The sequence below is a fragment of the Enterococcus sp. AAFC-DPL-6103 genome (assembly GCF_058216595.1).
Genome location: NZ_CM177102.1, coordinates 1,119,043 through 1,143,772, shown reverse-complemented (window position 1 = coordinate 1,143,772; position 24,730 = coordinate 1,119,043). Strand labels below are relative to the sequence as shown.

The following is a 24,730-nucleotide window of genomic DNA, read 5'->3' as shown; positions in this document are numbered from 1 at the left end:
CAAGTCTTTATAAAATCTTTTTATCAATGATCGTTAACTGTTCGTCAAATGTGTATTGGATTGGTTGCGCATTGGGAATATCAATCGTATCCATTAGATTTTCTGGTACATTCTCCAAGTATTTTGTTAACGCACGTACACTGTTTCCGTGCCCGACCACTAAAAGGTTTTGTTGCTCACGAAGTTTTGGTGCAAGCGAATCTTCCCACAACGGTATCAGACGTTTGACCGTCATTTCTAAGCTTTCTCCATGAGAAATCAAACGAGGATCCAAGAAATCGTATCTTCGATCCAACTGGTTTTCTTTAGCAAGTGGTGGTACTTCACGATAGTCACGACGCCAAATTTTGACTTGTTCTTCTCCGTAGATAGCTTTCATTTCGTCCTTGTTTTTACCAACTAGTTCACCATAATGTCGTTCATTTAATCGCCATGTTTTAGTAATTGGAATCCACAATTGCCCCATTTCTTCTAAAGCGAATTGAGCTGTTTTGATTGCACGCTTTAAAACTGAAGTGTAGACAGCATCAAACGCTAAACCAGCTTCCTTCATTTTGTTCCCTGCTTCACTCGCTTGCTGCGCACCTTTCGCAGTCAATGCTACATCCAACCACCCCGTCCAATAATTCTCGAAATTCGCTTCACTCTCACCATGACGCAACAAAACCATTTTCATTTTTTTCACTCCCTATACATTTGTTTCAAATCGTGTACCGCATTTTTTACAAGTTACTCGAATTTTTCCACGACCTTGTGGAGCACGTTGCTTTTGTTGGCAATTTGGGCAAGAAAAATACGTGTACGTTTGGTAAGCCGTTTCCTTGTTTGTCTTTAGTTTTCTTTTGGTGACCGTTTGAAAAAAGTTGCGTACTGTTCGCCAGTTTTTTAAAAAACGTTGATTTTCATTCAATCTTGGATAAATTTTAGTTGATAAGAAACGATAAAACAAAATTCCTAAAAACAGTAAAGAGAATACTCTACCAGACCCATAAGGCAGCCAGCGACTTAATAGACTAAACAGAAGCGACAAGATCAGTAAAAAGCGATTCAATTCGTCAAATTTTGCATATCTTCCTTTCATGAGTTGTTGATATTTTTGATACATTTTAATCATTCGTTGTAACCAAACTTGAGCCATTTTCTCCTCCATTGACTATTTAATAGAATAAAAAGTGCAAAAGGAAAAGCCCTAATTGGCTTTTCCCATAGTTACTTGATGCAACATATTTCGATTTTTTGTAAAGTCGATTACGATTACTTTTTTCTCTTCAGCTCGTTTAACTACCCGAAACGTGTCTGCTAAAGGCAATGAAAGTTTTCGCGATGGTAATTGTTGAACTTGTAAATAACGATGAACCAGTGACAAAATCTGGGGAAATTGAATAGATGTATGCATCAGATTAGGATACTTTTTCAAAAGTTGTGTAGTTTTCAAAAGATTTCTTTTTTTGCTCAGTCGTCTCAAAAAACTTTTCAAAATCTTTTGTTGTCGTTTGAAAATCGAAAAAGAATTCTCCTCATCGACTCGATAACGCATCTGATGTTGCAACTCAGCTGTACTTAAATGCACAGTGCCCTCCTCAGTTTCCACATCAAGACCTGTTGGAAATAAATCTGTGGTTACTCGATCCCACTCTGTCAATGAGATTTCGATAAATTCTTTGACTGGTAAGTCAAGCTCCTTTTCAAAAAAATCTAGGATAGCTGACATACCTTTTGTTTGATAAACTTCCCCTAAGGTTAATCCCTCTAAATGGAATTCTGGTGAAAAATGCAGTAACGTTTTTTCTTCATTTAATTGAACATAAATAAAAGTGGAACGTTCAACTGATTCATCTTTTAAAACAACTAAAAAATTCATTTTTCTCCTCCTTTACTTCCTTTTTAAAATAGCATACTTCTGCTAAAATGTCAGACAGATTCTAGGATTTTTCCAAAATTTTATTTTTTCGTAATGAGTTGCTAAAGATCAATAAAATTCTCTTTTACTTATGAAAAATTCACTCATTTATTCTTTCCAACACTGATGATATTATTAGATTCACCTACACAATCTCACGATAATGCCGCCCACAGTTCAACTAGATAAGTCCAAAAAATAAGACTGGAAAAAGGATAAATCCAAATTGTGGTTTCAAGATCATCATTATCGGCACGATTCCAACCAGCACAACATTCAATAGACTGATGTACCATTTTTTCAATGCCACATATATAGCTACCTTGAGAATCGACCTAACAGATGCTTTGGGATTCTTGACCTGAAAATAATAACTATTTAACTGAACGGCTACAAGCATAATGAATAAAAGAAGCAAGAAGGGAATGAGTACGTTCAAGAAGTAAGAAAACTTTTGGCCGAGTGCTCCGCCAAGTTTGAGTATATTCTACTTAATTTTAAAGGAGTAGCTTCAACCTGTTTATACAAAAAGGAGTGATGACAATTCAATTGTCATCACTCCTTTTAATTTATCGATTATTTATTAAAGATTTTAGGTCCTTTACGCATGTTTCGGCGATCATTTTTAGGTGTATCTTTTTGTTCTGATCTGCCTCCGCCTTGTCTCTTTTTAATTAGTTCTAACATTTTTTCTTTTGAATTCATTTTTATTCCACCTTTATTTATCTTGCAATAGTAGCAACTTTCTCCTTGTTTAATATACAACAAAAAACAAGTAAAATCATTCTTTTTTTCGGTGTGGCTAAAAAAGAAGTGCAAATCAATCAACTACCTTTGCTATTGACGAACCATAACTCTTGCTTTTTAACGTAACATAAGTAGTTCTGATCACATACTTACAAAAAAAGCTTTGTTTGATGAAAACTATTATACATTTTCTCACATGTACCCAAGCAACTCGGTGAAATAATTTTTCACAAAAATTATTTCACGTTCGTGACGTCAGCAGGAACCCTTGTGACAGTCCCACTAGTTAAGTCATGAGCTTCTAAAAAGAAACCTGAGCCATAACTAATCTCATAGTTACCTGCTCCGATCTTATGATGGGCAGAATTGCTACTGGCTCTTTCCCAATTTGAACGATCCTCAGTTATGTATTTTTTCCAATAACTATTGTAAAAAATATTGGTATTACCTACGACATCTCCTAAGCCATATCCTAGACGATTGCCAGTAGAAGTTTTCTTATAAGGAATCATCGCACTAACCTTTTCCTGTAATTTTACCGTTCCTGTCGCTTTGCCAGTATAAAAAATCCAATTTACAACCACCTTATGCCCAGCTTTGACTTTGATTGGTTGACCAGGCACTGTCCAAGATTTAAGAGTGGTCTGAGTTTCTGAATTACTATTCGTAAATGTATACTCAGCCGATACCTCTACGGATGTTTCGCCAATCATCGGTAACTCAATTTTGGTTGAAGCCTTAGTTCCTACCTTCGATGAATGTGTTGTTGTTGTAGTAACCGAATTTGTATGAGACTCCGTATATGACGGTGTATAGAATGTCTGATCTTCCGAAGTATCATTATTAAAAGTACTACTATTCACTGTCCTAGGCGTATGTTTCACGACAAGGTCATTATTATTTCCGACAAGATAAGTATCACTCGAAACATTCCAAGGATTTGTCTCGTCACCTGATAACTTCTCACTATAGGAAATATCTCCCCACTGGTACATTTGAAAAGAAAGCGCGTATGACATGACCGACAATTTATCGTGATCTGCTTCACTGAGTCTCTCATTCAGTTTAGTGCTCTCTCTGCTAAATGAGGTAGCGCTTACATCGTTGTTTATAGTAATAGTAGATAACAGGCCAACAGATATAATCCCAATTTTAGTTATTTTACTCCACATGTTTTATTTCCTCCATTTTTTGATTACTTTAAACGAGTCATTCAAGTGTTATTTGATATTTCTTACACCACTCCTCTACTAAATTCTCTCAATTTTTTAAGAATAACTATGTATAAAAAATAATTGAACGCTGTTCATAATCATGTGAATGAACGTTTCTTTCGTCCATAATCAACATCTCTTAAACATTATTTTAACACACGTTTCTCTTTTTATTAAAACAATACCTCTTCCAACGCTTGTTATTTAATTAGGTGGATATTTCTTACTTGATCATTCTTATTTTATTTCTTCACTCTTCTCACAAAATAAAAAATGTAGCTATGTAAATAGATATTATCTAAATGTTTTGCTAACTTCACTGCAAAATTTTTGAATGATGTTATGATATAAATATTTTTCTTAAGCTCTGGATTAGTTTTAGTAATTTTTTTAATTTTATCTTAAAGAAATTCAGATTACTCATAAAAATATTTATCAACTGCTTTACCAAACCTCTCTTACATTTCGCTTTATCAACCGATTCATTCAATGGTTTTTTCCCTGGACCATTAGTTCATCATAAGAAATTTTATTTGATATTAAAAACATAGGATTTTTAGATCGGTGATGAACTTAACACGGAATTCCAATCCAATTATTCTCATCTCTCCAAAATCTATTTGACGTATTGCGTCAACTAAAGTTTGAGTAGATGATTTTGAAGAAATAAACTGTTTTTTGTTTGTAGTGTAAGAAAAAAGCTTTGATTGTAAATTACGATACTCTTTAGTAAACCGAAGATTATTTTTTAAAGATATGCATATTCTTGATTAAAATCAAAAGTATCACATAGAAATAGTTTTCTTTTTCATTCATACAAATTTTATTTTCTAAATCCTCTAATTGTTCCATACTTTTTTCTAGCCAACACAAAAAAGCACAGAATTGATAACCTAAGAAAGTTTCCCTTAATTATCCTTCTGCACTTTAATTAGTGAATATTTTTAAATTTTACTTGTGAGTAAGTAACGCCACCAGCTCCACATGATGCGTTTGTGGGAATAAGTCAACAGGTTGTACTTTTGTTGTTTCATAACCTGCTTCTGCAAATAATTTTGCATCACGCGCAAAAGTTGCTGGATTACATGAAATATAAACAATTCGAGAAGGGTTCATTTCAATTGCTGATTCAATGAAACTTCCATCTAATCCTTTACGTGGTGGATCAACCATAATAACAGAAGGCTTAATTCCTTTATCTTGCCACTTTTTCATTGCTTTTTCAGCTTTACCCACTTCGTAATGAGCATTTTCGATTTTATTAGTTAATGCGTTAAACTGTGCATCTTCAATCGCTTCAGGGATGATTTCCATTCCATAAACTTCCGCAACACGATCAGCTAAGGATAAGCCAATGGTCCCGATTCCTGAATAAGCATCGATTACAACATCTTCTTTGGTTAAGTTCGCAAAATCAATTGCTGTTTGGTAAAGATATTCTGCTTGTTGTGTATTCACTTGATAGAATGATTTCGCAGAAATTCTGAATGTCTTTCCTAATAGTTGATCTTCAATGTAATCTTTTCCAAATAAAACAACTTCTTTTTTACCAAAGATGACATTTGTTTTCTCTTCATTGATATTTTGAATGACTGAAACAACTTCTGGTAATTCTTCATGAATCACTTTAGCAATCTCTTTTGCTTTGAAGAATTTTTCTTTACGTGTCACTAAAACAACCATCATTTCATGTGAGTAATGTCCACGACGAATAACGATATGACGAATTTGTCCTTCATTTTTAGCTTCATTATACGCACGAACTTGGAAACGTTCTAAGATGTCACGCACAACAACGATTGCTTTATCGATTTCTGGATCTTGAATATAAAAATCTGTAATCGAAACTAAATCATGGCTGTTTTTCTTATAAAAACCGGTAGCCAAATGACCATCAATTTTCCGAACAGGGATTTGTGCTTTGTTTCGGTAAGCAACTGGTGAAGCCATACCTACTACTGGCAGAACAGGTACTTCTGGTAACTTCGCAATTTTTTCCATCACATTTTCAACTTGGTGTTGTTTGAACACTAATTGTTTTTCATAACTCAAGTGTGCAAGCGGAGCAATACCTGTACGAATCAACGTTTTATCTTCAACAGGTTGACGATCCGGTGAAGTCGTTAACCAGTTTTCTACTTTTGCATAGCCAAATTTATTTCCTGCCTTTAATACAAGAACTTCTACTTCTTCTCCAGGTAGCGCATTTTCGATAAATAATGGGTAGCCGTCAATTTTCGCAACACCCATTCCTTCATAACTCAAATCAATAATTTTTACGGTATAACGTTCATTTTTTTTCACTGTTTGTTCGCTCATTGTTTACTCCTTTAACTTCTTACTTTTCTAATTCTGACTCTACTATAAATTATTGTTTTTCACAATAACTAAAACCGGTACTGACCTCTAGGTTCCTAGTATCAGTACCGGTTGTCTGGCTATTTTTCCTCGTCAGCAATCTTACCATCGCCGTCAATATCTTCGTCTGTTAATCGTTCGACTTCTTTCACGAATTCTTTGCCAACCTCTTCGAATTCTTCTTCTTCTACACCCGTGATAGCGGCATCGGGAATCTTATCCGTATTCGCAAAAAATTCAATATGTTGATGTAAATTTGAGAAATGCATTGGTGCATCGCCACCGTATTCACCATCTAAGTTGATCATTACCGGACGATTTGTATCATCTTCCGTTTCAACATATAACTCGCTTGTCTTTGTATAAATCACTCGATGATCTTCGACATGACGGCCACCATTCAACATCAGTGCTGCAATGTGTAAAATTTCAAAAATATTGGCTGTTTTGACGATAATCAATGAAAATTTCCCATCGTCAAGCTTTGCATCCGGAGCAATTTGCTCAAAGCCACCGACTGAATTCGTTAACCCTAAGAAAAACATGGATGCATTTCCAATATATTCTCCTTCATCGTACTTCAAACGCATTTTGATTGGCTTCACTCGAGGTAACATCTCTGCTCCTTTTGCGAGATAAGCCAAGTAACCAAAAATACTTTTTAGTTCAGATGGTACTTCATAAGTTAACTCCGTTAAGTAGCCACCTGCTGCAATATTGATGAAGTAACTGTTTTCGGCATGACCAATATCCATTTTCACAGTCTGGTTTTTTTTGATGACTTCGGCAGCTGCCTTAATATTGTCACGAGGAATTTTTAGTGCTCGTGCATAATCATTCGTTGTTCCAGCGGGGATAATCGCCATTTTAGGTCGTTTCTTCAATGGTGCGATTCCATTCACAACCTCATTGATTGTTCCATCTCCACCTGCTGCTACAACCAAGTCAAAACCTAATTTTCCGACTCTGGTTGCTTCATTTTTTGCAGAGTTTTCTTCGGGAGTTGTTGCATAAGCACTTGCTTCATAACCTGCCTCTTCCAGTGCTTGAAGAATATCAGCGAGGTTTTTTTTCAGCAATTCTTTACCTGAAGTTGGATTATAAATGACACGTGCTTTTTTCATGATTTTCCTCTTAACGTTTCGTCAATTCATCTTTTAGTAGTTTGTTCACAACGCCTGGATTTGCTTGTCCTTTTGTTGCTTTCATGATTTGTCCTACTAAGAAGCCGACTGCACGATCCTTTCCGTTTTTAAAGTCTTCAACAGATTGTTCGTTATTATCTAAAATTTCATTGATAATTGGCAGTAATTGACTTGGATCAGATAGTTGGATCCAACCATTGGCTTCAACGACTCCTTGCGCGTCGCCACCTTTTGCAATCAATTCACGGAAAACTTTTTTTGCGATTTTTGAACTGATTGTTCCATCAGCAATCAAACGGATCATGCCTGCTAAGTTCTCTGGTGTCAATTGTGTTTCTGCTAATTCTAGTTTTTCACTATTTAAGTAGGCAGAGACTTCACCCATCAACCAGTTAGAAGCTTGTTTTGCATCTGCGCCATTCTCTAAAGTTGCTTCAAAGAAGTCAGACATTTCTTTCGTTAACGTCAAGACCATTGCATCATATTCAGGTAACCCAAAGTCACTGATATAACGTTGGCGACGTGACGCTGGTAATTCTGGCAATGTCGCTTTAACACGTTGAATCCATTCATCATCAATCACAAATTTTGGAATATCTGGTTCTGGGAAGTAACGGTAGTCACTTGAGCCTTCTTTGACCCGCATCAAAATAGTTTTATTCGTTGTTTCATCAAAACGACGAGTTTCTTGTTGGATTTCGCCACCAGAAAGTAAAACTTTTGCTTGACGTTTTTCCTCAAAAGCCAGTCCTTTTTTCACAAATGAAAGTGAGTTCAAGTTTTTTAATTCTGCTTTTGTTCCAAATTCTTCTTGACCATAAGGACGCAAAGAAATATTGGCATCACAACGCATAGATCCTTCTTCCATTTTCACATCACTAACTTCAGTGAACTGGATGATTGAACGCAATGCTTCAAGATAAGCATATGCTTCTTCTGGTGAACGCATATCTGCTTCTGAAACGATTTCGATTAGTGGTGTTCCTTGACGGTTTAAGTCAACGTATGAATAACCACCGATACCGTGCATGTTTTTCCCAGCATCTTCTTCTAAATGAACACGTTCGATTCTAATTTTTTTCTTTTGTCCCTCAACTTCAATCTCGATCCAACCATCGTGACCGATTGGTTGGTCAAATTGTGAAATTTGGTAAGCTTTTGGATTATCAGGATAGAAATAGTTTTTGCGGTCAAAATGTGTATCTTTTGAGATTTCACAATTCAATGCTAAAGCAGCTTTCATTCCAAACTCTAAAGCTGCCTTGTTCATTACTGGTAGCACACCAGGATAACCCCAGTCAATCACGTTCGTATTGCTGTTAGGTTCTGCTCCAAAATGCGCAGGCGCTGGTGAGAAAATTTTAGAATTTGTTTTTAATTCAACGTGGACCTCAAGTCCAATGACTGTTTCGAAGTTCATTCGCCTTGCCCCCCTAGAATAGCAGGTTGTTGCTTATGAAATTCAGTTGCTTGTTCAAAAGCATACGCTGCTTGATACATTGTTTTTTCTTCAAAATAATTACCGATTAATTGTAAGCCAACAGGAAGACCTTCTGAAAGCCCAGCCGGAATGGACATACCAGGAAGTCCTGCTAAGTTCACAGGAATCGTTAAAATATCGCTCATATACATCGTAATTGGGTCATTGATATTTTCACCGATACCAAATGCCACAGTTGGTGAAGATGGTCCAATGATTAGATCATAATCAGCAAAAACTTTTTCAAAGTCTTGCTTGATTAATGTCCTTACTTGGCCAGCTTTCTTGAAATAAGCATCATAATATCCTGCACTCAATGAGAATGTTCCTAGCATGATTCGACGTTTTACTTCGTCACCAAAACCTTCTGAACGTGAGTTAACATACACATCTTCCAAGTTTTTCACATTTTCAGAACGATAGCCGAATCGAATACCGTCGAAGCGTTGCAAGTTTGAACTTGCTTCAGATGAAGCGATGATATAGTATACTGCTACACCATATTTTGAATGTGGCAAGCTTACTTCTTCCACCGTTGCACCTAATGAACGGAATGTTTCTGCTGCTTTCAACACAGCTTCTTTGACGCCAGGCGCTACACCTTCACCAAGGTATTCCGTTGGCAAAGCAATTTTCATTCCTTTGATATCACCAGTCAAACCTTCAGCAAAGTTAGGTACAGAAACACCTGATGAAGTTCCATCTTTTTCGTCATAACCGCTGATGGCTGTTAATGCTAATGCATTGTCTTTAACAGTTCTTGTCATTGGTCCAATTTGGTCTAATGAAGAAGCAAATGCAATCAACCCGAAACGTGAAACACGTCCATAAGTCGGTTTCATCCCGACGATCCCGTTAAATGCAGCCGGTTGGCGAATACTTCCACCTGTGTCGCTTCCCAGAGAAACAGGAATTTGACCAGAAGCAACTGCTGCAGCAGAGCCACCTGATGAACCACCGGGCACTTTAGAATGATCCCAAGCATTTTTCGTTTTCTTAAAGTAAGAAGTTTCTGTACTTCCGCCCATGGCAAATTCGTCCATGTTTAGTTTACCCACAGGGATCATATCTGCTTGATATACTTTATCCATGACCGTTGCATCATAGATTGGATCAAAATTATAAAGGATTTTTGATGCAGCTGTTGTTAACAAATCTTTTGTTACAATGTTGTCTTTGATCCCAATTGGAATACCTGCTAACACATTGTTTTCATCGATTCCTTTTTCATCTAATGCTTTTGCTAATTCAAGTGCTTTTGCTTCATTCAACGTAATAAATGCTTCGATTTCTGGTTCTGTTTCTTTGATACGTTCAAATGTTGCTCTCACTAAATCTTGAGCAGTAATTTCTTTAGAAACAAGCATATCATGCAATTCTTCTAATGAACGGTTGTATAATTCTGTCATTACGCGCCAGCCTCCCCATTATCAATAATTGCGGGTACCTTAATGAAACCATCTTCAGATTCTGGCACATTTTTTAATAATTGATCGCGACTCCAACCTGCTTGTGCACGGTCTTGACGCATTACATTCACTGTTTCTACTACGTTTGATGTGAATGGAACACCTTCTGTATCTACTTCTTCAAGCATTTCCACCATATCAATGATCTTACCTAATTGGTCTGTAAAACTTGCAAGCTCTTTTTCATCAAATGCAAGTTTTGCTAATTTAGCAACGTGTTTGACTTGTTCTTCACTAATCGCCATACTACCCCTTCTTTCTTAAACGAGTTAAAAACTTTGCTCTCTATTCTACCACAAGTGTGCAACCTCTGAAATTATTTATTGAAATTTATCTGAAAAAGCTTAGTTTTCGACTTCTACAGAATGACTTTGAGCTAACGCTTCTGCCATCTTCTCTTCCGTCCAAATGTCAATCCCTAGTGATTCTGCTTTTGTCAGCTTACTTCCAGCTTCTTCACCTGCTACAACGATATCTGTTTTTTTAGAGACACTTCCAGTTACTTTTCCACCAAGATTTTCGATTGTCGCTTTCGCTTCTTCTCGCGTAAATTGAGTTAACTTTCCAGTTAGAACAACTGTTTTATCTTTAAAAGGTGAGTCGACTTCAGCTAGCTGTTCCAATCGAATACCTTTGTATTCAAAATTGACCCCAGCAGCTTTTAATTCATCCATCAATTCGTGTACTTCTTCATTACTAAAGTAGGTCACGATGCTATCTGCAATAATAGACCCCATGCTATCAAGCGCCACAATTGATTCAAAATCGCTTTGACTGATTGCCTCTAGATTATCAAAGTGTTCGGCCAAAATTTTCGCCGCTTTTGCTCCGACGTGTCGAATTCCCAGACCAAAAATCAAACGTTCGACTGAATTTTCTTTACTATTGGCAATCGCCGTTAAAATATTATTCGCCGCTTTTTCTTTGATCTTATCTAATGTCAACAATTCTTCTTCTGTTAATTTATATAGATCTGCAACATCTGCGACTAACTTTTTATCATACATTTGTTCAAGCACTCTTGGGCCTAAGCCTTCGATATTCATCGCATTTCTGGAGACAAAGTGGTTGAGCCCTTCTTTCATTTGTGCTGGGCATTTTGGATTGATACAGCGAAGAGCCACTTCTCCATCTAGATGGACTAATTCACTTTCACATTCAGGACAATACGTTGGTAATGGATAAGGTTCACTGTCTTGTGGTCGTTTGTCCTCAATCACTCGAGCCACTTCTGGAATGATATCTCCTGCTTTGTAAATCAATACTGTATCATGCAGCCGAATATCTTTCATTTTGATGTAGTCTCCGTTATGCAGGCTAGCCCGACTCACTGTTGTTCCAGCCACACGAACGGGGGTCATGACTGCTGTTGGTGTAACGACACCTGTTCTTCCTACCGTCCATTCAATTGTTTCAATGATTGTTTCAACTTCCTCAGGTGGAAATTTATATGCAGTTGCCCAACGTGGTGCTTTAACGGTAAAGCCAAGCTGATCTTGAAGTGAAAATTCATTGACTTTCACTACGATTCCATCAATTTCATAAGGTAGCCTAATTCGTTGGTCATGAAATTTTTCAATATACGCCCAAACTTCTTCGATTGAGTGACACAACTGTGCTTCATGATTTGTATGAAAACCAAGTTTTGCTAGTTCTTGCAAAGCTTCGTACTGTGTCTTTGCTTTCATTGGTCCAAAATCTGCTACTGTGTATAAAAAAGTATCCAGATTACGTTTAGCTGCAATCTTTGAATCAAGTTGTCTTAATGAACCAGCGGCAGCATTTCGCGGATTAGCAAAAACATCATGCCCTGCGGCTTCTCGCTTTTCATTCAATTCGACAAATGACTTTTTCGGCATGAAACATTCGCCACGAACTTCGATTGAAACCGGCTCATTCAAACGTAATGGCACAGAACGAACTGTTTTCACATTTTCAGTAATATTTTCGCCTACAGTTCCATCACCACGAGTGGCGCCCCGAACAAACAGTCCATTTTCATAGCGTAAAGAAACTGAGAGTCCATCAATCTTCAGCTCACAACAATAATCCACTGGATGACCAATCGCTTTTTGCACACGTTGATCAAAAGCAAACAGTTCTTCTTTATCAAAGACATCATTTAAACTATAGAGTGGAATATCATGTGTGACTTTTTCAAACCCTGCAAGAACACCGCCACCTACTCTTTGAGTTGGTGAGTCTACAGTGATTAGTTCCGGATAATTTGCTTCGATTGCTACTAATTCTGCATAATTTTTATCGTAAACAGAATCTTCTACCGTTGGCTGATCTTCTACATAATATTCTCGGGACCAACGATTTAATTGTGCACGCAGCTCTTCTGCTCTTTTTGTTGCGTAATCAATCGTCATCTCTTGTGTCATCGTTTTCCCCCCACTATTATTAAACTTTTTCGATTGGTGCAAATGCCGCTAATAAACGTTTGACTCCTTGTCCTTGAAAAGCAACATCCAATTCAAGATCTGCAGCTGTTCCTTTTACTCGAACAACCGTCCCTGTCCCCCATTTCTTATGTTTGACTTTGTCGCCAGCTTTCCAGCTATTATTTTCGCCGCCAGTCGCTGTTTTTGATGAAACAGTCGTCACTTTTGGTTGTTGATAGCTAGGTGTAGTAGTTCTTGTCATAAATGGTGAAGTTTGTTTTGATGTTGGTCGCATTCCTTGAGTTTCTAATAACTCTTGATCAATTTCGTCGATAAATCGTGAAGGACGATTGTATTGGGTTCGGCCATATAATGTTCTTGAAAAGGCATTGGTCAAGTACAACACTTCTTCAGCTCTAGTAATTCCTACATAAGCTAAACGACGTTCTTCTTCAAGTTCACTTTCTTCCATCAAAGCACGAGAAAGTGGAAAGACACCTTCTTCTAGTCCAATCAAAAAGACCACTGGAAATTCCAATCCTTTGGCTGCATGTAACGTCATTAAAGTCACTTGCGTTGTCTCTTCTTCTAAGCTATCGATATCTGAAACCAAAGCTAAGTCATTTAAGAAAACCGTTAATTTTTCTTCAGGTGCATCTGCCATTTCTTCATTTTGTTTTTCAAATTGTTTATCGAATTCTTGCGTAACACTTAAGAATTCTTCCAAGTTTTCTAGTCTAGCCTGTGCCTCAAGTGTATTTTGGATCTTCAATTCTTCTTGATAGCCACTGCGTTCCAAGACTTCTTTTGTTAAGTCCGTAACAGATAAGTAAGGAACCATTTGTGTGACTTCATCAATCATTGCTCCAAATTCTGCTAATTGACGACCAGCTTTCCCACCAATGTTCGCTAAATCCACGTTTTGAGCTGCTTCTAACAAAGCCCATTCATGAATTGAGGCAAATTGACGCAACTTGTCAATGGAACCAGGGCCTATTCCTCGCTTAGGTGAATTGACCACTCGTTCAAAACTAATTGAGTCTTGTGGATTGGCAATCACATTAAGATACGCCAAAATGTCTTTGATTTCTTTTCGATCATAGAATTTGTGTCCGCCAACCATTTTATAAGGTATATTAGCTTTTAACAGCGTTTCTTCCATTACACGTGATTGCGCATTTGTTCGGTATAATACCGCGAAGTCACCGTAATCTCGACCATTTTCACGCATTTCCTGTTGCATTTTTTCAATAACAAAACGTGTTTCATCACGTTCATTATCGCCACGATAATAAGTGATTTTAGCGCCTTCTTGATTTTCAGTCCATAGATTTTTTGGTTTGCGGTTGGTATTGTTTTCAATCACTTGATTGGCCGCATCCAAAATTGTTTTGGTTGACCGATAATTTTGTTCAAGTAAAATAACACTCGCATCCGGATAATCTTTTTCGAAGTCCAAAATATTTTGCATATCTGCACCACGCCAGCCATAGATACTTTGATCGGCATCTCCGACAACACACAAATTACGGAAGCGCCCTGCTAATAAATTGACTAATGTATATTGAGCATGATTGGTATCTTGATATTCATCTACATGGATATATTGGAATTTATTTTGATAATAAGTTAGTGAGTCTGGATGTTCCTTGAACAAGCGAATCGTATTCATAATCAAATCATCAAAATCCATACATTGATTGTATTGCAATTCTTTCTGATAAGCTTTATAGCACTTAGCGGCAATCTCTTCATAATAGCTACCTTGCATTTTTTCAAAGTCTTCAGGCATTTGCAACTTGTTTTTGGCTTGAGAAACTGTTCCTAAAATCCCACGAGGATCGTATTTTTTTGGATCAATATTAAGCTCTTTTAGAATACGTTTCATCAAAGTAAGTTGTTCGGAAGAATCAATAATCGTAAAATTTCGATTGTAACCAATAAAATCAACATCTCTTCTCAAAATACGAACACACATTGAGTGAAATGTTGAAACCCAGACATCTTCGCCACCAAATTCCAAAATTGCGTTCACACGTTCTTTCATTTCTTTTGCGGCTTTATTGGTAAAAGTAATCGCTAGGATATTCCAAGGATTCACTTCTTTTTCTTCAATCAAATAGGCAATTCGATGCGTAAGTACGCGGGTCTTCCCACTTCCTGCACCAGCCATCAATAACAGTGGTCCTTCCGTATGAAGAACAGCCTCTTTTTGGCGAGGATTCATCCCCTGTAATAATTCTTGCTTGGATGACATTCACAACATCCTTTCTTTTATCAATCTCATCAATTATAGCATTTTACCACTCTTCATTAAACTAGCTAGCTGAAAATCATCAGAATTTCTGAAACAATTTTTTTGTAGCTCGTCAGCACGTCAAATTCATGCTAAAGTAAAGGAAAGTGAGGGATAATTTTACTATGGAAAAAAGCTTTAAACGAATAACATTCGATGATACACGTATTCTTTTCATTTTAAAAGGGATACTTATCGGTTTATTTGCTGGCCTCGTGGTTAGTTTGTTCCGATTAGGAATTGAAACATTAAGCAAAAAAATCCAATTGTTTTATCAACAAAGTCAGCAAACACCCGCCATTCTCTTAGGATTATTACTTTTTTCAGTGGTTGCTGCTTTTTTAGTTGGACAATTGATCAAACATGAGCCAGCGATCAAAGGAAGTGGGATTCCACAAGTCGAGGGCCAATTGCAAGGTGAATTGACCTATCATTGGTTTTCTGTTTTGTGGAAAAAAATGGTTGGCGGAATCCTTTCTGTGGGCTCAGGTCTTTTCTTAGGTCGCGAGGGTCCTTCAATCCAATTAGGAGCGACAGTTGGGCAAGGTATGAGCCGACTTTTCCGTTCATCTAGTTCCGAAGAGAAAATTTTGATTTCAAGTGGTGCTAGTGCTGGTTTAGCCGCAGCGTTCAATGCACCTATTGCTGGATTACTATTTGTCATTGAAGAAGTCCATCATTCATTTTCACCTTTAGTTTGGCTGACGTCTTTTACTTCAGCAATCGTCGCAAACTCTGTTTCACTTTATTTTTTTGGGCTGAAACCTGTACTTTATTTAGGGGCGTTGCCTTCTTTACCTTTTCATTATTATGGTGCTTTGATTGTTTTAGGCATTATTCTAGGACTCTTTGGTTTTATTTATCAAAAAACATTACTCGCTTTGCCACGATTTTATCAAAGAGTCCTCTTACCTGAATATTATCATGGATTCGTGCCCTTCATTTTGGTCTTACCGATTGGTTACTTTTGGCCAACGATTTTAGGTGGAGGTAATCAAATTGTCGTCCATTTAGGACAAATTACACCCCCACTTCAAGGAATTATTTTATTATTAATCATTCGCTTTGTTTTCTCCATGATTTCATATGGTAGTAGTTTACCAGGAGGGATTTTCTTGCCTATTTTGACACTAGGCGCTCTGATTGGTAGTCTGTATGGAAAATTGCTTGTGCTTTATTTCGGAATGAATCCTGTTTTTGTGAAAGATTTCGTTGTGATTGCTATGGCAGGTTACTTTACAGCAATCGGTAAAGCACCTTTGACTGCAATTATCCTTGTGACTGAAATGGTTGGTTCCCTCAATCATTTGATGCCACTTGGCATTGCTTCTTTGGTTGCCTATATCACAAATGATTTATTGGGTGGGCATCCGATTTATGAATCTTTACTTGAACGACTAGTTGGTAATCAACCCAAGCATTCATCTGGGAAGAAAACAACTTTTGATTTTCCTGTTACAGCTGAAAGCCAACTGGATGGGATGATGGTTCGTGATTTTAATTGGCCTAAAAATATGTTGCTTATTTCAATTTATCGAGGAAAGAAAGAATTGATTACACACGGTGATACTGTAATGAAAGTTGGAGATATTCTAGTCATTTTGACAGATGAAGCAAATATGGTATCAATCAAAAAAGAAATCAAAATGAAATCAACTTAGCTTTTCATCATGAAACGAGTGACTATGAATTTTCTATTCATAATCATTCGTTTTTTATGTGCATAGTTGATATCGATTACTATAAAAACCAAAATCATGCCAAGTACACTGAAAAAAACGCCTAATCTATTCTTTATTTTTTGGATAGCTTCCATCATTCTCGTCTCTGATCAAAAAGCAATCGTTTCTTTTTCATTTTTTTGTTTAATAGACAAGCTTTCAGTTTCAATTCAATTGAATTGTTGTTTTTGTCGTATCCATAGTTTTCAAAGATACAATCGAAGAAACAACCGTTAATAATCCAGACAAAAAAACTTCTTATCGCTCTCTCTAAGAAAGAGTGATAAGAAGTTTTCATTATTCGTCTATTTTAAAAATTAAGCTTCAATAGCTTCTGGCGTTTTTCTTAATAATCCATAAATCACACCTGAGACAACTGCACCAATCGCAATAAAGACTAAGTACAATACAGGATGACTAAGTAGGAAGACTACGAAAATCCCACCATGTGGTGCTAATAATTTGATACCAAAAGCACCAACTAAACCACCAGTTAAAGCAGAACCCACGATGAAACTTGGAATTGCACGAACTGGGTCAGCAGCAGCAAATGGAATTGAACCTTCTGTTACAAAGGATAGCCCCATGACAATATTTGTTAAACCAGCATCTTGATCTGCTTTACTAAATTTATTTCTGAATAATACAGTAGCAACGAAAATGGCTAAAGGTGGAACCATCCCACCAGCCATAACAGATGCCATAACAACACTACCACCAGTTGCAACAGTTGTTGCAAGTGTTGCGGTACCAAATACGTAAGCTGCTTTATTGATTGGTCCACCAAGATCGGCAGCCATCATTCCAGCTAACAATGCACCAAGTAATGCGGCATTTGAACCACTCATACTTGTCAAGAAACCGTTCAATCCATCATTGATTGCTTTCATTGGTACATTGACCATTAACATCAAGAACCCAGTGATCAATAGTCCAAAGACTGGGTAAAATAAAATCGTTTTGATTCCATCTAATGATTTTGGCAAGTTCTTGAAGATTTTGCGTAAGAAAACAATGACATAACCAGCCAAGAAACCACCAATCAATGCACCTAAGAAACCAGCTCCACCAGCATTAGCTAATGCTCCTGCAGCAAACCCAACAACCAATCCAGGACGGTCACCGATACTTGATGCAATAAATCCAGCTAAAACAGGTAACATAAACCCAAACGCTGCTTGTCCAATTTGATTGAACCAGCTTGCTATTTGATTATAATTCCCTAAGTTTGCCAATTGATCTTGCGGTACACCCATAAATTGGTCAATCATGAAGGAAAGTGCAATCGCAATCCCACCACCGATTACAAATGGTAACATATGTGAAACGCCATTCATCAAATCTTTATAGACTCGTTGACCGATCGTTCCATCAGCATTCCCTTCATCTGATGAATCATTTTTGCTATCACCATGGAAAACTGGTGCATTTCCCTCAACCGCAAGATTAATCAATTCTTCTGATTTACGGATACCATCACTTACTGGACGATTCACTAGTTTTTTCCCATCAAAGCGATTCATTTCAACCTTTTTATCTGCTGCAACGATTACGCCGTCTGCGCGTGCGATATCTTCTGCAGTCAAACGATTTTTAATTCCTTCAGAACCATTTGTTTCAACTTTGATATCTACGCCCATCTCTTTTGCTTTTTTCTTCAAAGCATCCTCTGCCATGTACGTATGCGCAATTCCAGTTGGGCAAGCTGTTACCGCTACGACAAATTTTCGGTCTGAATCAGTTAACGTTTCAATTTGTTGAGCAGCTTGTTCTGCCTTTTCTTCTGCTTCTTTTTCGTCTTCAGCTGTTTGGAAAAGTTCTTGCACTTCATCAGGTGTTTGAACTTCTTTTAATTTTGCCACAAAATCCGGATTGATCAACAAACGTGATAATGCTGCTAAAGCTTGCAAGTGAGTATCATTTGCGCCTTCTGGAGCAGCAATCATGAAAAAGAGATAAGTTGGTTGACCATCGAGTGCTTCATAGTCAACACCTGATTTACTTTTTGCAAATAAAACAGTTGCTTCTTTCACAGCAGCATTTTTTGCATGTGGCATGGCGATTCCATCACCTAAACCTGTAGATGTTTGCGCTTCACGTGCTAAAATTCCTTGTTTATATGTGTCGATATCTGATATGCGTCCAGCATCGTACATTTTTTGGACCATTTCATCTATAGCCCCTGCTTTATCAGTTGCTTGCAAATCCATGATCATTGCTTCTTTGACCATCAAATCTTTAATATTCATGGTTATCCTCCTTAATATTTAGTCGATTTTTGTAATTTCAACTTCAGGTAATAGTGAATCAATCATTTCACGAGATGCTAAGTCATCAGAGAATGCTGTTGCACTTCCGCAAGCAACACCCCATTTGAAGGCTTCAACTGCATCATGATGTTTACTAAATGAACCAATAAATCCAGCAATCATCGAGTCTCCGGCGCCTACTGAGTTTTTCAAAGGTCGCACTAAAACATTCGACTGATAAGCTCCCTCTTTCGTAAACAACAATGCGCCATCCCCAGCCATTGAGATCAATACATTTTGTGCACCTTCTGCCAATAATTTGCGACCATAAGGGATAATGTCTTCAACTGATTCAAAAGTTGTTTGGTAAAGCTCCGCTAATTCATGGTTATTGGGTTTGATTAATAACGGTTCTTTTGACAGAGCATTTTTTAAATCTTCTCCCGTAGTATCGATCACGAAATCAGCACCTTTGTCACGAATGATTTCAATCAACTCTTGATAAAAACCTTTTCTAAGACTTGCAGGTGTACTTCCAGATAACACGACAATGTCACCTGCTTCAACCGTACTTAACGCTTGTTTCAATTCATTGATTTCTTCATTAGAGATAACTGGACCTAAGCCATTGATTTCTGTTTCAGCATCTGATTTCAATTTGATATTGATACGTGTATCTTCATGTACTTTAGTAAACAAAGTATGAATGTGTTCTTTTTTCAACCAATCAGAAATAAATTCTCCGGTAAATCCCCCTAAAAAACCAAGAGCAGTTGAATTTGAATCAATACGTTTTAATATGCGAGAAACATTTATTCCTTTACCACCTGGTAATTTAAAATCTTCTGTCATGCGATTCAAATCGCCTAATTTTAATCCATCCACACGAACAATAAAGTCAATTGATGGATTAAGTGTTACTGTATAAATCATTGAATAGCCTCCTTAATTGTTGTCAGGTCACGATAATCTGCGACAAATTCTAATGGACAACGCTCGGTTACGATTGTGGCTGCCGCTAAAGGAGCAACAGAAGTGAAAGACAACTTATTAAATTTCGTTTGATCAATCAAAACAAATGCTTCTTCGGATTGTCTCATCGCAATTCGTTTAAGTGCTGCTTCTTCGGGATCTGGTGTCGTAAAGCCTTGGACCAAATGTGCGCCGTTCATTCCCATAAATGCTTTGTTAAAATGAAATGCACTCAACTGTTCCACACTACTTGAACCCAAAACTGCATTCGTTGATAGCTTGACTTGACCACCTAAAATGATTGTTGGTATTTGTAAGTCAACTAGATTAGCAGCATGCTTGACTGAATTGGTAACAACCGTTACGTTTTTCCCTTGTAAAAACGGAATCATCTCTAGCGTTGTTGAGCCTGCATCAAGATAGATAACATCATCCGGTTCAATCAAATCAGCAGCTAAACGAGCAATTTGTTGTTTTTCTTGAACGTTTTTGAGCGTTTTTTCACTCATTGCTTGTTCAAAACCCAAAAGTTGGTCTTTTTTTGCACCACCATGGATTCTTTCCAAAAAGCCTTCATTCTCCAACTCTTGTAAATCCCGACGAATAGTTGATTCGGAAGCATCTAGCAAGGTTACAAGATCTTGCGACTTAACAATTTTATGCTGATCTAATAAGTCTAAAATTTTCTGTCTGCGTTCTTCTGTAAGCATTTCCACAACCTCCTCACGACAAATAGTAACATATTAATTATTAGCTTGCAATATAAAACATTCAAAAACATTCAACAAAATTCTAAAACGTTCAACGGGAGAAATATTCTTGAAAAAACTAAAAAAAGAGGCATCTCAAGGATGTCTCTCTTAGAATTGCTATTTTTTATTTCTCTTTCTTGATATAAATCGGTTGAACTTTTACTTTTCGTGACAATCGATAGTAAGTCCCTAAACCAGAAAATATAATCAAAAAGCCAACCAACGAACGAATCGAAAAATTTGGGATAAATAAAACGAATGCGGCTAAAACAACTGTCGGTCCCATCACACGATAATATAATTTTTTATCCATTTTCTCCACCTCATACTCTCTGTATAGTTGTTAATGCTTCTAATTTACGATAGTCCAAGAAAACGACTCTTAAATGATTGTCTCCTTTTTTCAAGTCAAAGAAGATTGTTCCTTTTTTCTTTTTTTGTCGACTTATTTTGACATCGGCTAATTGCATCTTCATCTCAGCAATTGGTAACTTTGCTAAAGCTTCTGGGGGAATGTACAATCTCAAAACAACTTGAAAATCTTGATACTTTTCATCTTGGACTTCTACTTCTAAATATTCACGAATGTAATAACAGTAGGCTTGAATTCCTTCATCCACTGCGACAGTTGGATCAATTACTTTATAGCACATCATTTGTGCGCGATTTTCATCTACCCAAGGAAAATAAGCTTGAGCGTTTAAAGCTCCTTTTACGCGACGTTCACGATACTGATTTTGTTCGATATCATAACTTCTTGTTACAAAAAATGTTGCTGCTTTTTTAGGTACAGGTTGCATATTTTGATTTTGATATTGAACAGACTGGATTACTCGATCAGTGTACGCGTATTCAATAAAGGGTTCTTTCAGTAAGCCTACACCATTATCCCAAGCCAAGTGATCAAACCCCAGTTGATCACGATAGTAAGATTGAAAACGAAGATTTTCTTTTTTCCGCCAGTTAAATGGATTTTTATAAAGCTGGATCCTCAGCACCTGATTTTCTAACTCAGCAATGCTTTCCACTTGCTGGATGTCAAGAAAAATTGGTTTCGGAATAACTTTGAAGTAAGCCGCACTGTAATACATCTCCCAACAAGAAGTGAAGCACAAACCACGATAAAATAAATCATAACCAACAAAATGATTACAATCCACGATTACTTCTCCGTGTTGTCCTTTCATCTTAGGAAGGTCAGCAATTTCTTCTTTTGTTTCAAATATTGTTCGTCGATCAAGTTCTTTTGTATTATGTGCCAAGAATTCACTGTAAGCACGCAGATAGGCAAACACACCATGCTTTGCCATTTTCATCCGAAGATAGTCACGAATCAACGTTTCTTTACCATTAAAAACCTGCCGATCGATCACATTTTTAATCAATAATTGTTGATTTTCATAATGAAAGCTGCATTCATTTTCTTCATCCCCCACGACAAAAAATATTTTTTCATTCTCTACTGCTAACTCTAACGCGGATTGAAATTTTTTTAAATGAAAGGGTTCGGTTGCTCCGTGAAAAGGTCGAAAAAATGTCGGCTGGATCAATAAACGAACCAATATACTCCAGTCTGTTATTTCCTGTAATTTATCGTGTTCCTTTAAGTTATTCATCTGCATAGTCATTAATAGTTTTTCTTCGCCAAGCATTTTTCTCACCTCTTTCAAATCTTTTTATAATCTAATTATAACCAATAAATGTCAAAATCCCAAATTTTTCGACTTCATAAATTATAGTAGATTTTTAAGAATTACATGGTACACTATCAATGAGGTGATAGAAATGGGACTAAAATTCGAACGTACGGATAATCTCGATAAACTTTTCGAGTCATTTGCAGTTGATCCAGAGAAAAAAGTAGCTTCTAATGAAGATATCAACCGTTTTTTAAAACCAGAAACTCTTGACACAAACAAAGCGAAGAAAGCTACTAAAACGAAGAAATAGAACGAAAAGAACCCCCGCAACTGTTAAGTTGCGGGGGTTCTTTTTATGCTTGGTAGCCAATTGCATCTTCAATTGCTTTCCAAGCTTCATCTTTTCCTTTTTTGGTTACGGAAGAAAATAAAATAAATTGGTCATTATGGTCAAAATCAAGCGCCTTCTTGATTTCACTCTCATGTTTATTCCATTTTCCTCTTGGAATTTTGTCAGCTTTAGTTGCCACTACAATGACAGGAATATCATAATACTTTAAAAATTGATACATTTGGATATCTTCTTGTGAGGGCTTGTGGCGCACGTCGACTAAGGAAACAACAGCTCGCAATTGTTCTCGCGTCGTTAAATAAGTCTCAATCATTTTTCCCCACTTCGCTCGTTCCGTTTTCGAAACTTTCGCATAACCATATCCAGGTACATCCACGAAGTGTAACGCATCTTCAATCAAATAAAAATTCAGCGTTTGTGTCTTTCCTGGTTTACCTGAAGTCCTAGCTAAGTTTTTTCGATCAATCAGCGTATTGATAAAGGAAGATTTCCCAACATTTGATCGTCCTGCTAGCGCAATTTCTGGTAATTGCGTTTCAGGATATTGTTTCGGAGCAACCGCACTGATGACGATATCGGCTTGATGAACTTTCATAATTTCTCTCCTTTAAAAAAAGGCTAAGACATAGCTCGAAAGTTATGTCCCAACCTCTTTCACATTATCCAGCTTTTTTCTCTGTATCTTTATAAATGATTGTCGGCTTACCCGTCAATTCAGCTGCTTCTTTGGTGATAATCACTTTCTCGATAGTTTCGTCTGAAGGAATATCGAACATCACGTCCATCATGATTTCTTCAATGATTGAACGCAAACCACGTGCACCGGTATTACGTTCGATTGCTTTGTTAGCAATTGCTTGTAATGCATCTGGTTCAAATTCTAATTCAGTATCATCTAAAGAAAGAAGTTTTTGGTATTGTTTAACTAACGCATTTTTAGGTTCTGTCAAAATACGGACTAAATCAGCTGTTGTTAATTTTTCTAACGCTGCCATCACAGGTAAACGTCCAATAAATTCTGGAATCAATCCAAATTTCAATAAATCTTCTGGGATAATATGTTGCATGACACTTTCCTCATCAGAGATTTTTTGATTATTGGTACCAAAACCAATTGTTTTTTCACCCATTCGGTTTTTTACAATCGTTTCAATTCCATCGAACGCACCACCAACGATAAACAATACATTTGTTGTGTCGATTTGGATAAATTCTTGATGCGGATGTTTACGCCCTCCTTGAGGTGGTACGCTCGCAACTGTTCCTTCTAGAATTTTCAATAATGCTTGTTGAACACCTTCACCAGATACATCTCGAGTAATTGACACGTTCTCGCTTTTGCGTGCAATCTTATCAATTTCATCGATGTAAATAATTCCTTTTTCAGCGCGCTCAACATTGTAATCAGCTGATTGTAATAGTTTGAGTAAGATGTTTTCAACATCTTCTCCAACATAACCTGCTTCTGTTAAACTTGTGGCATCTGCGATAGCAAATGGCACATTCAATGTTTTGGCTAATGTCTGTGCAAGAAATGTCTTACCAGAACCTGTTGGACCAATTAAACAAATATTACTTTTTTGTAATTCTACATCTTCTGAAGTCTCGCTTGCTTGTTGATTGACACGTTTATAGTGATTATAAACTGCAACCGCTAATGATCGTTTTGCACGATCTTGTCCAATCACATAATCATTCAAGACATCAAGAATTTCTTGAGGTTTAGGTACTTCTGTGAACTCACGTACTGCTTCTTCATAAAATTCTTCGTCAATTATTTCTTTACATAGGTCGATACATTCATTACAGATGTAGACCCCAGGACCTGCTACGATTTTTTTTACTTCTTCTTGGGTCTTGCCACAAAAAGAACAACGTACGGTCTCATTACCACTTGGATTATCATACATGGTCTTCACCCCTTAGCTTGCAAAAAAATGCAAGAAACTATCAGCGACTTTGCAGTCTTCAATTATCATAACATAAAATAAAAAAAAGCAAAAGCACCGAAAATCAGCCTTTTTTTGCGTCTTTTATTAAAAAGGAAA

At 36.9% G+C, this 24,730-nt stretch carries 21 protein-coding genes; 2 read left to right on the top strand and 19 right to left on the bottom strand.

Going from position 1 to position 24,730, the window contains the following annotated elements:
- Window positions 1-7 precede the first annotated feature (7 nt).
- The 12 genes from AC4BC3_RS05580 to pcrA form a co-directional block, all read right to left on the bottom strand.
- Window positions 8-676 carry a 2,3-bisphosphoglycerate-dependent phosphoglycerate mutase gene (locus AC4BC3_RS05580; protein WP_490467186.1) on the bottom strand — a complete coding sequence of 223 codons (669 nt, stop codon included), beginning with the start codon at window positions 674-676 and terminating at the stop codon, window positions 8-10.
- A gap of 12 nt (window positions 677-688) precedes the next feature.
- Window positions 689-1,138, bottom strand: a complete 450-nt coding sequence (locus AC4BC3_RS05575) for a hypothetical protein (protein WP_206908914.1) — start codon at window positions 1,136-1,138, stop codon at window positions 689-691.
- A 51-nt stretch (window positions 1,139-1,189) separates the two neighbouring features.
- On the bottom strand, window positions 1,190-1,861 hold the full coding sequence (locus AC4BC3_RS05570) for an LCP family glycopolymer transferase (RefSeq protein WP_490467185.1): 672 nt from the start codon (window positions 1,859-1,861) through the stop codon (window positions 1,190-1,192).
- Window positions 1,862-2,476: 615 nt separating this feature from the next.
- Window positions 2,477-2,605 (bottom strand): hypothetical protein, encoded by a 129-nt coding sequence (locus AC4BC3_RS05565; protein WP_490467184.1) that lies wholly within the window; start codon window positions 2,603-2,605, stop codon window positions 2,477-2,479.
- A gap of 278 nt (window positions 2,606-2,883) precedes the next feature.
- A complete protein-coding gene (locus AC4BC3_RS05560; protein WP_490467291.1) occupies window positions 2,884-3,666 on the bottom strand; it encodes an ETX/MTX2 family pore-forming toxin in 783 nt (260 codons plus the stop codon).
- Window positions 3,667-4,812: 1,146 nt separating this feature from the next.
- Window positions 4,813-6,180 (bottom strand): 23S rRNA (uracil(1939)-C(5))-methyltransferase RlmD, encoded by a 1,368-nt coding sequence (gene rlmD / locus AC4BC3_RS05555; protein ID WP_206908908.1) that lies wholly within the window; start codon window positions 6,178-6,180, stop codon window positions 4,813-4,815.
- 119 nt (window positions 6,181-6,299) lie between these two features.
- Window positions 6,300-7,343, bottom strand: a complete 1,044-nt coding sequence (locus AC4BC3_RS05550; protein ID WP_206908906.1) for a diacylglycerol kinase — start codon at window positions 7,341-7,343, stop codon at window positions 6,300-6,302.
- 10 nt (window positions 7,344-7,353) lie between these two features.
- Window positions 7,354-8,784, bottom strand: coding sequence for an Asp-tRNA(Asn)/Glu-tRNA(Gln) amidotransferase subunit GatB (gene gatB, locus AC4BC3_RS05545; RefSeq protein WP_206897771.1), 1,431 nt, complete (start codon window positions 8,782-8,784; stop codon window positions 7,354-7,356).
- Window positions 8,781-10,253 (bottom strand): Asp-tRNA(Asn)/Glu-tRNA(Gln) amidotransferase subunit GatA, encoded by a 1,473-nt coding sequence (gene gatA / locus AC4BC3_RS05540; RefSeq protein ID WP_206908904.1) that lies wholly within the window; start codon window positions 10,251-10,253, stop codon window positions 8,781-8,783. Before gatA ends, gatB begins: the two co-directional genes overlap by 4 nt.
- A complete protein-coding gene (gene gatC / locus AC4BC3_RS05535; protein WP_490467183.1) occupies window positions 10,253-10,558 on the bottom strand; it encodes an Asp-tRNA(Asn)/Glu-tRNA(Gln) amidotransferase subunit GatC in 306 nt (101 codons plus the stop codon). Before gatC ends, gatA begins: the two co-directional genes overlap by 1 nt.
- Before the next feature lie 99 nt (window positions 10,559-10,657).
- Window positions 10,658-12,700: an NAD-dependent DNA ligase LigA gene (ligA, locus tag AC4BC3_RS05530; protein ID WP_490467182.1), complete on the bottom strand. Its 2,043-nt coding sequence runs from the start codon at window positions 12,698-12,700 to the stop codon at window positions 10,658-10,660.
- Between the two features lie 19 nt (window positions 12,701-12,719).
- On the bottom strand, window positions 12,720-14,957 hold the full coding sequence (gene pcrA, locus AC4BC3_RS05525; RefSeq protein WP_490467181.1) for a DNA helicase PcrA: 2,238 nt from the start codon (window positions 14,955-14,957) through the stop codon (window positions 12,720-12,722).
- Window positions 14,958-15,121: 164 nt separating this feature from the next.
- Between pcrA and AC4BC3_RS05520 the strand changes: the two genes are divergently transcribed.
- Entirely contained in the window at window positions 15,122-16,657 is a 1,536-nt protein-coding gene (locus AC4BC3_RS05520) for a ClC family H(+)/Cl(-) exchange transporter (RefSeq protein WP_490467180.1), read from the top strand.
- Between the two features lie 377 nt (window positions 16,658-17,034).
- Here the strand turns inward: AC4BC3_RS05520 and AC4BC3_RS05515 are convergent, their stop codons facing one another.
- From AC4BC3_RS05515 to AC4BC3_RS05495, 5 genes are all read right to left on the bottom strand, one after another.
- On the bottom strand, window positions 17,035-18,966 hold the full coding sequence (locus AC4BC3_RS05515; protein ID WP_206908896.1) for a PTS fructose transporter subunit IIABC: 1,932 nt from the start codon (window positions 18,964-18,966) through the stop codon (window positions 17,035-17,037).
- 18 nt (window positions 18,967-18,984) lie between these two features.
- A complete protein-coding gene (gene pfkB, locus AC4BC3_RS05510; RefSeq protein WP_490467179.1) occupies window positions 18,985-19,899 on the bottom strand; it encodes a 1-phosphofructokinase in 915 nt (304 codons plus the stop codon).
- The gene (locus AC4BC3_RS05505) at window positions 19,896-20,648 is read right to left on the bottom strand and encodes a DeoR/GlpR family DNA-binding transcription regulator (RefSeq protein WP_206908892.1); all 753 of its coding nucleotides are present in this window, start codon (window positions 20,646-20,648) and stop codon (window positions 19,896-19,898) included. The genes pfkB and AC4BC3_RS05505 overlap by 4 nt, the downstream gene beginning before the upstream one ends.
- 166 nt (window positions 20,649-20,814) lie before the next feature.
- Window positions 20,815-21,003 (bottom strand): hypothetical protein, encoded by a 189-nt coding sequence (locus AC4BC3_RS05500; protein ID WP_206908890.1) that lies wholly within the window; start codon window positions 21,001-21,003, stop codon window positions 20,815-20,817.
- 10 nt (window positions 21,004-21,013) lie between these two features.
- Entirely contained in the window at window positions 21,014-22,342 is a 1,329-nt protein-coding gene (locus tag AC4BC3_RS05495; RefSeq protein ID WP_490467178.1) for a hypothetical protein, read from the bottom strand.
- Window positions 22,343-22,475: 133 nt separating this feature from the next.
- Between AC4BC3_RS05495 and AC4BC3_RS05490 the strand changes: the two genes are divergently transcribed.
- Complete coding sequence (locus AC4BC3_RS05490; RefSeq protein ID WP_206908886.1) at window positions 22,476-22,640, top strand: SPJ_0845 family protein; 165 nt, start codon at window positions 22,476-22,478, stop codon at window positions 22,638-22,640.
- A 43-nt stretch (window positions 22,641-22,683) separates the two neighbouring features.
- Here the strand turns inward: AC4BC3_RS05490 and yihA are convergent, their stop codons facing one another.
- Together yihA and clpX are read right to left on the bottom strand one after the other, a co-directional pair.
- The gene (yihA, locus tag AC4BC3_RS05485; protein WP_206897760.1) at window positions 22,684-23,277 is read right to left on the bottom strand and encodes a ribosome biogenesis GTP-binding protein YihA/YsxC; all 594 of its coding nucleotides are present in this window, start codon (window positions 23,275-23,277) and stop codon (window positions 22,684-22,686) included.
- 64 nt (window positions 23,278-23,341) lie between these two features.
- Window positions 23,342-24,592, bottom strand: a complete 1,251-nt coding sequence (gene clpX, locus AC4BC3_RS05480; RefSeq protein ID WP_206908884.1) for an ATP-dependent Clp protease ATP-binding subunit ClpX — start codon at window positions 24,590-24,592, stop codon at window positions 23,342-23,344.
- Window positions 24,593-24,730 lie beyond the last annotated feature (138 nt).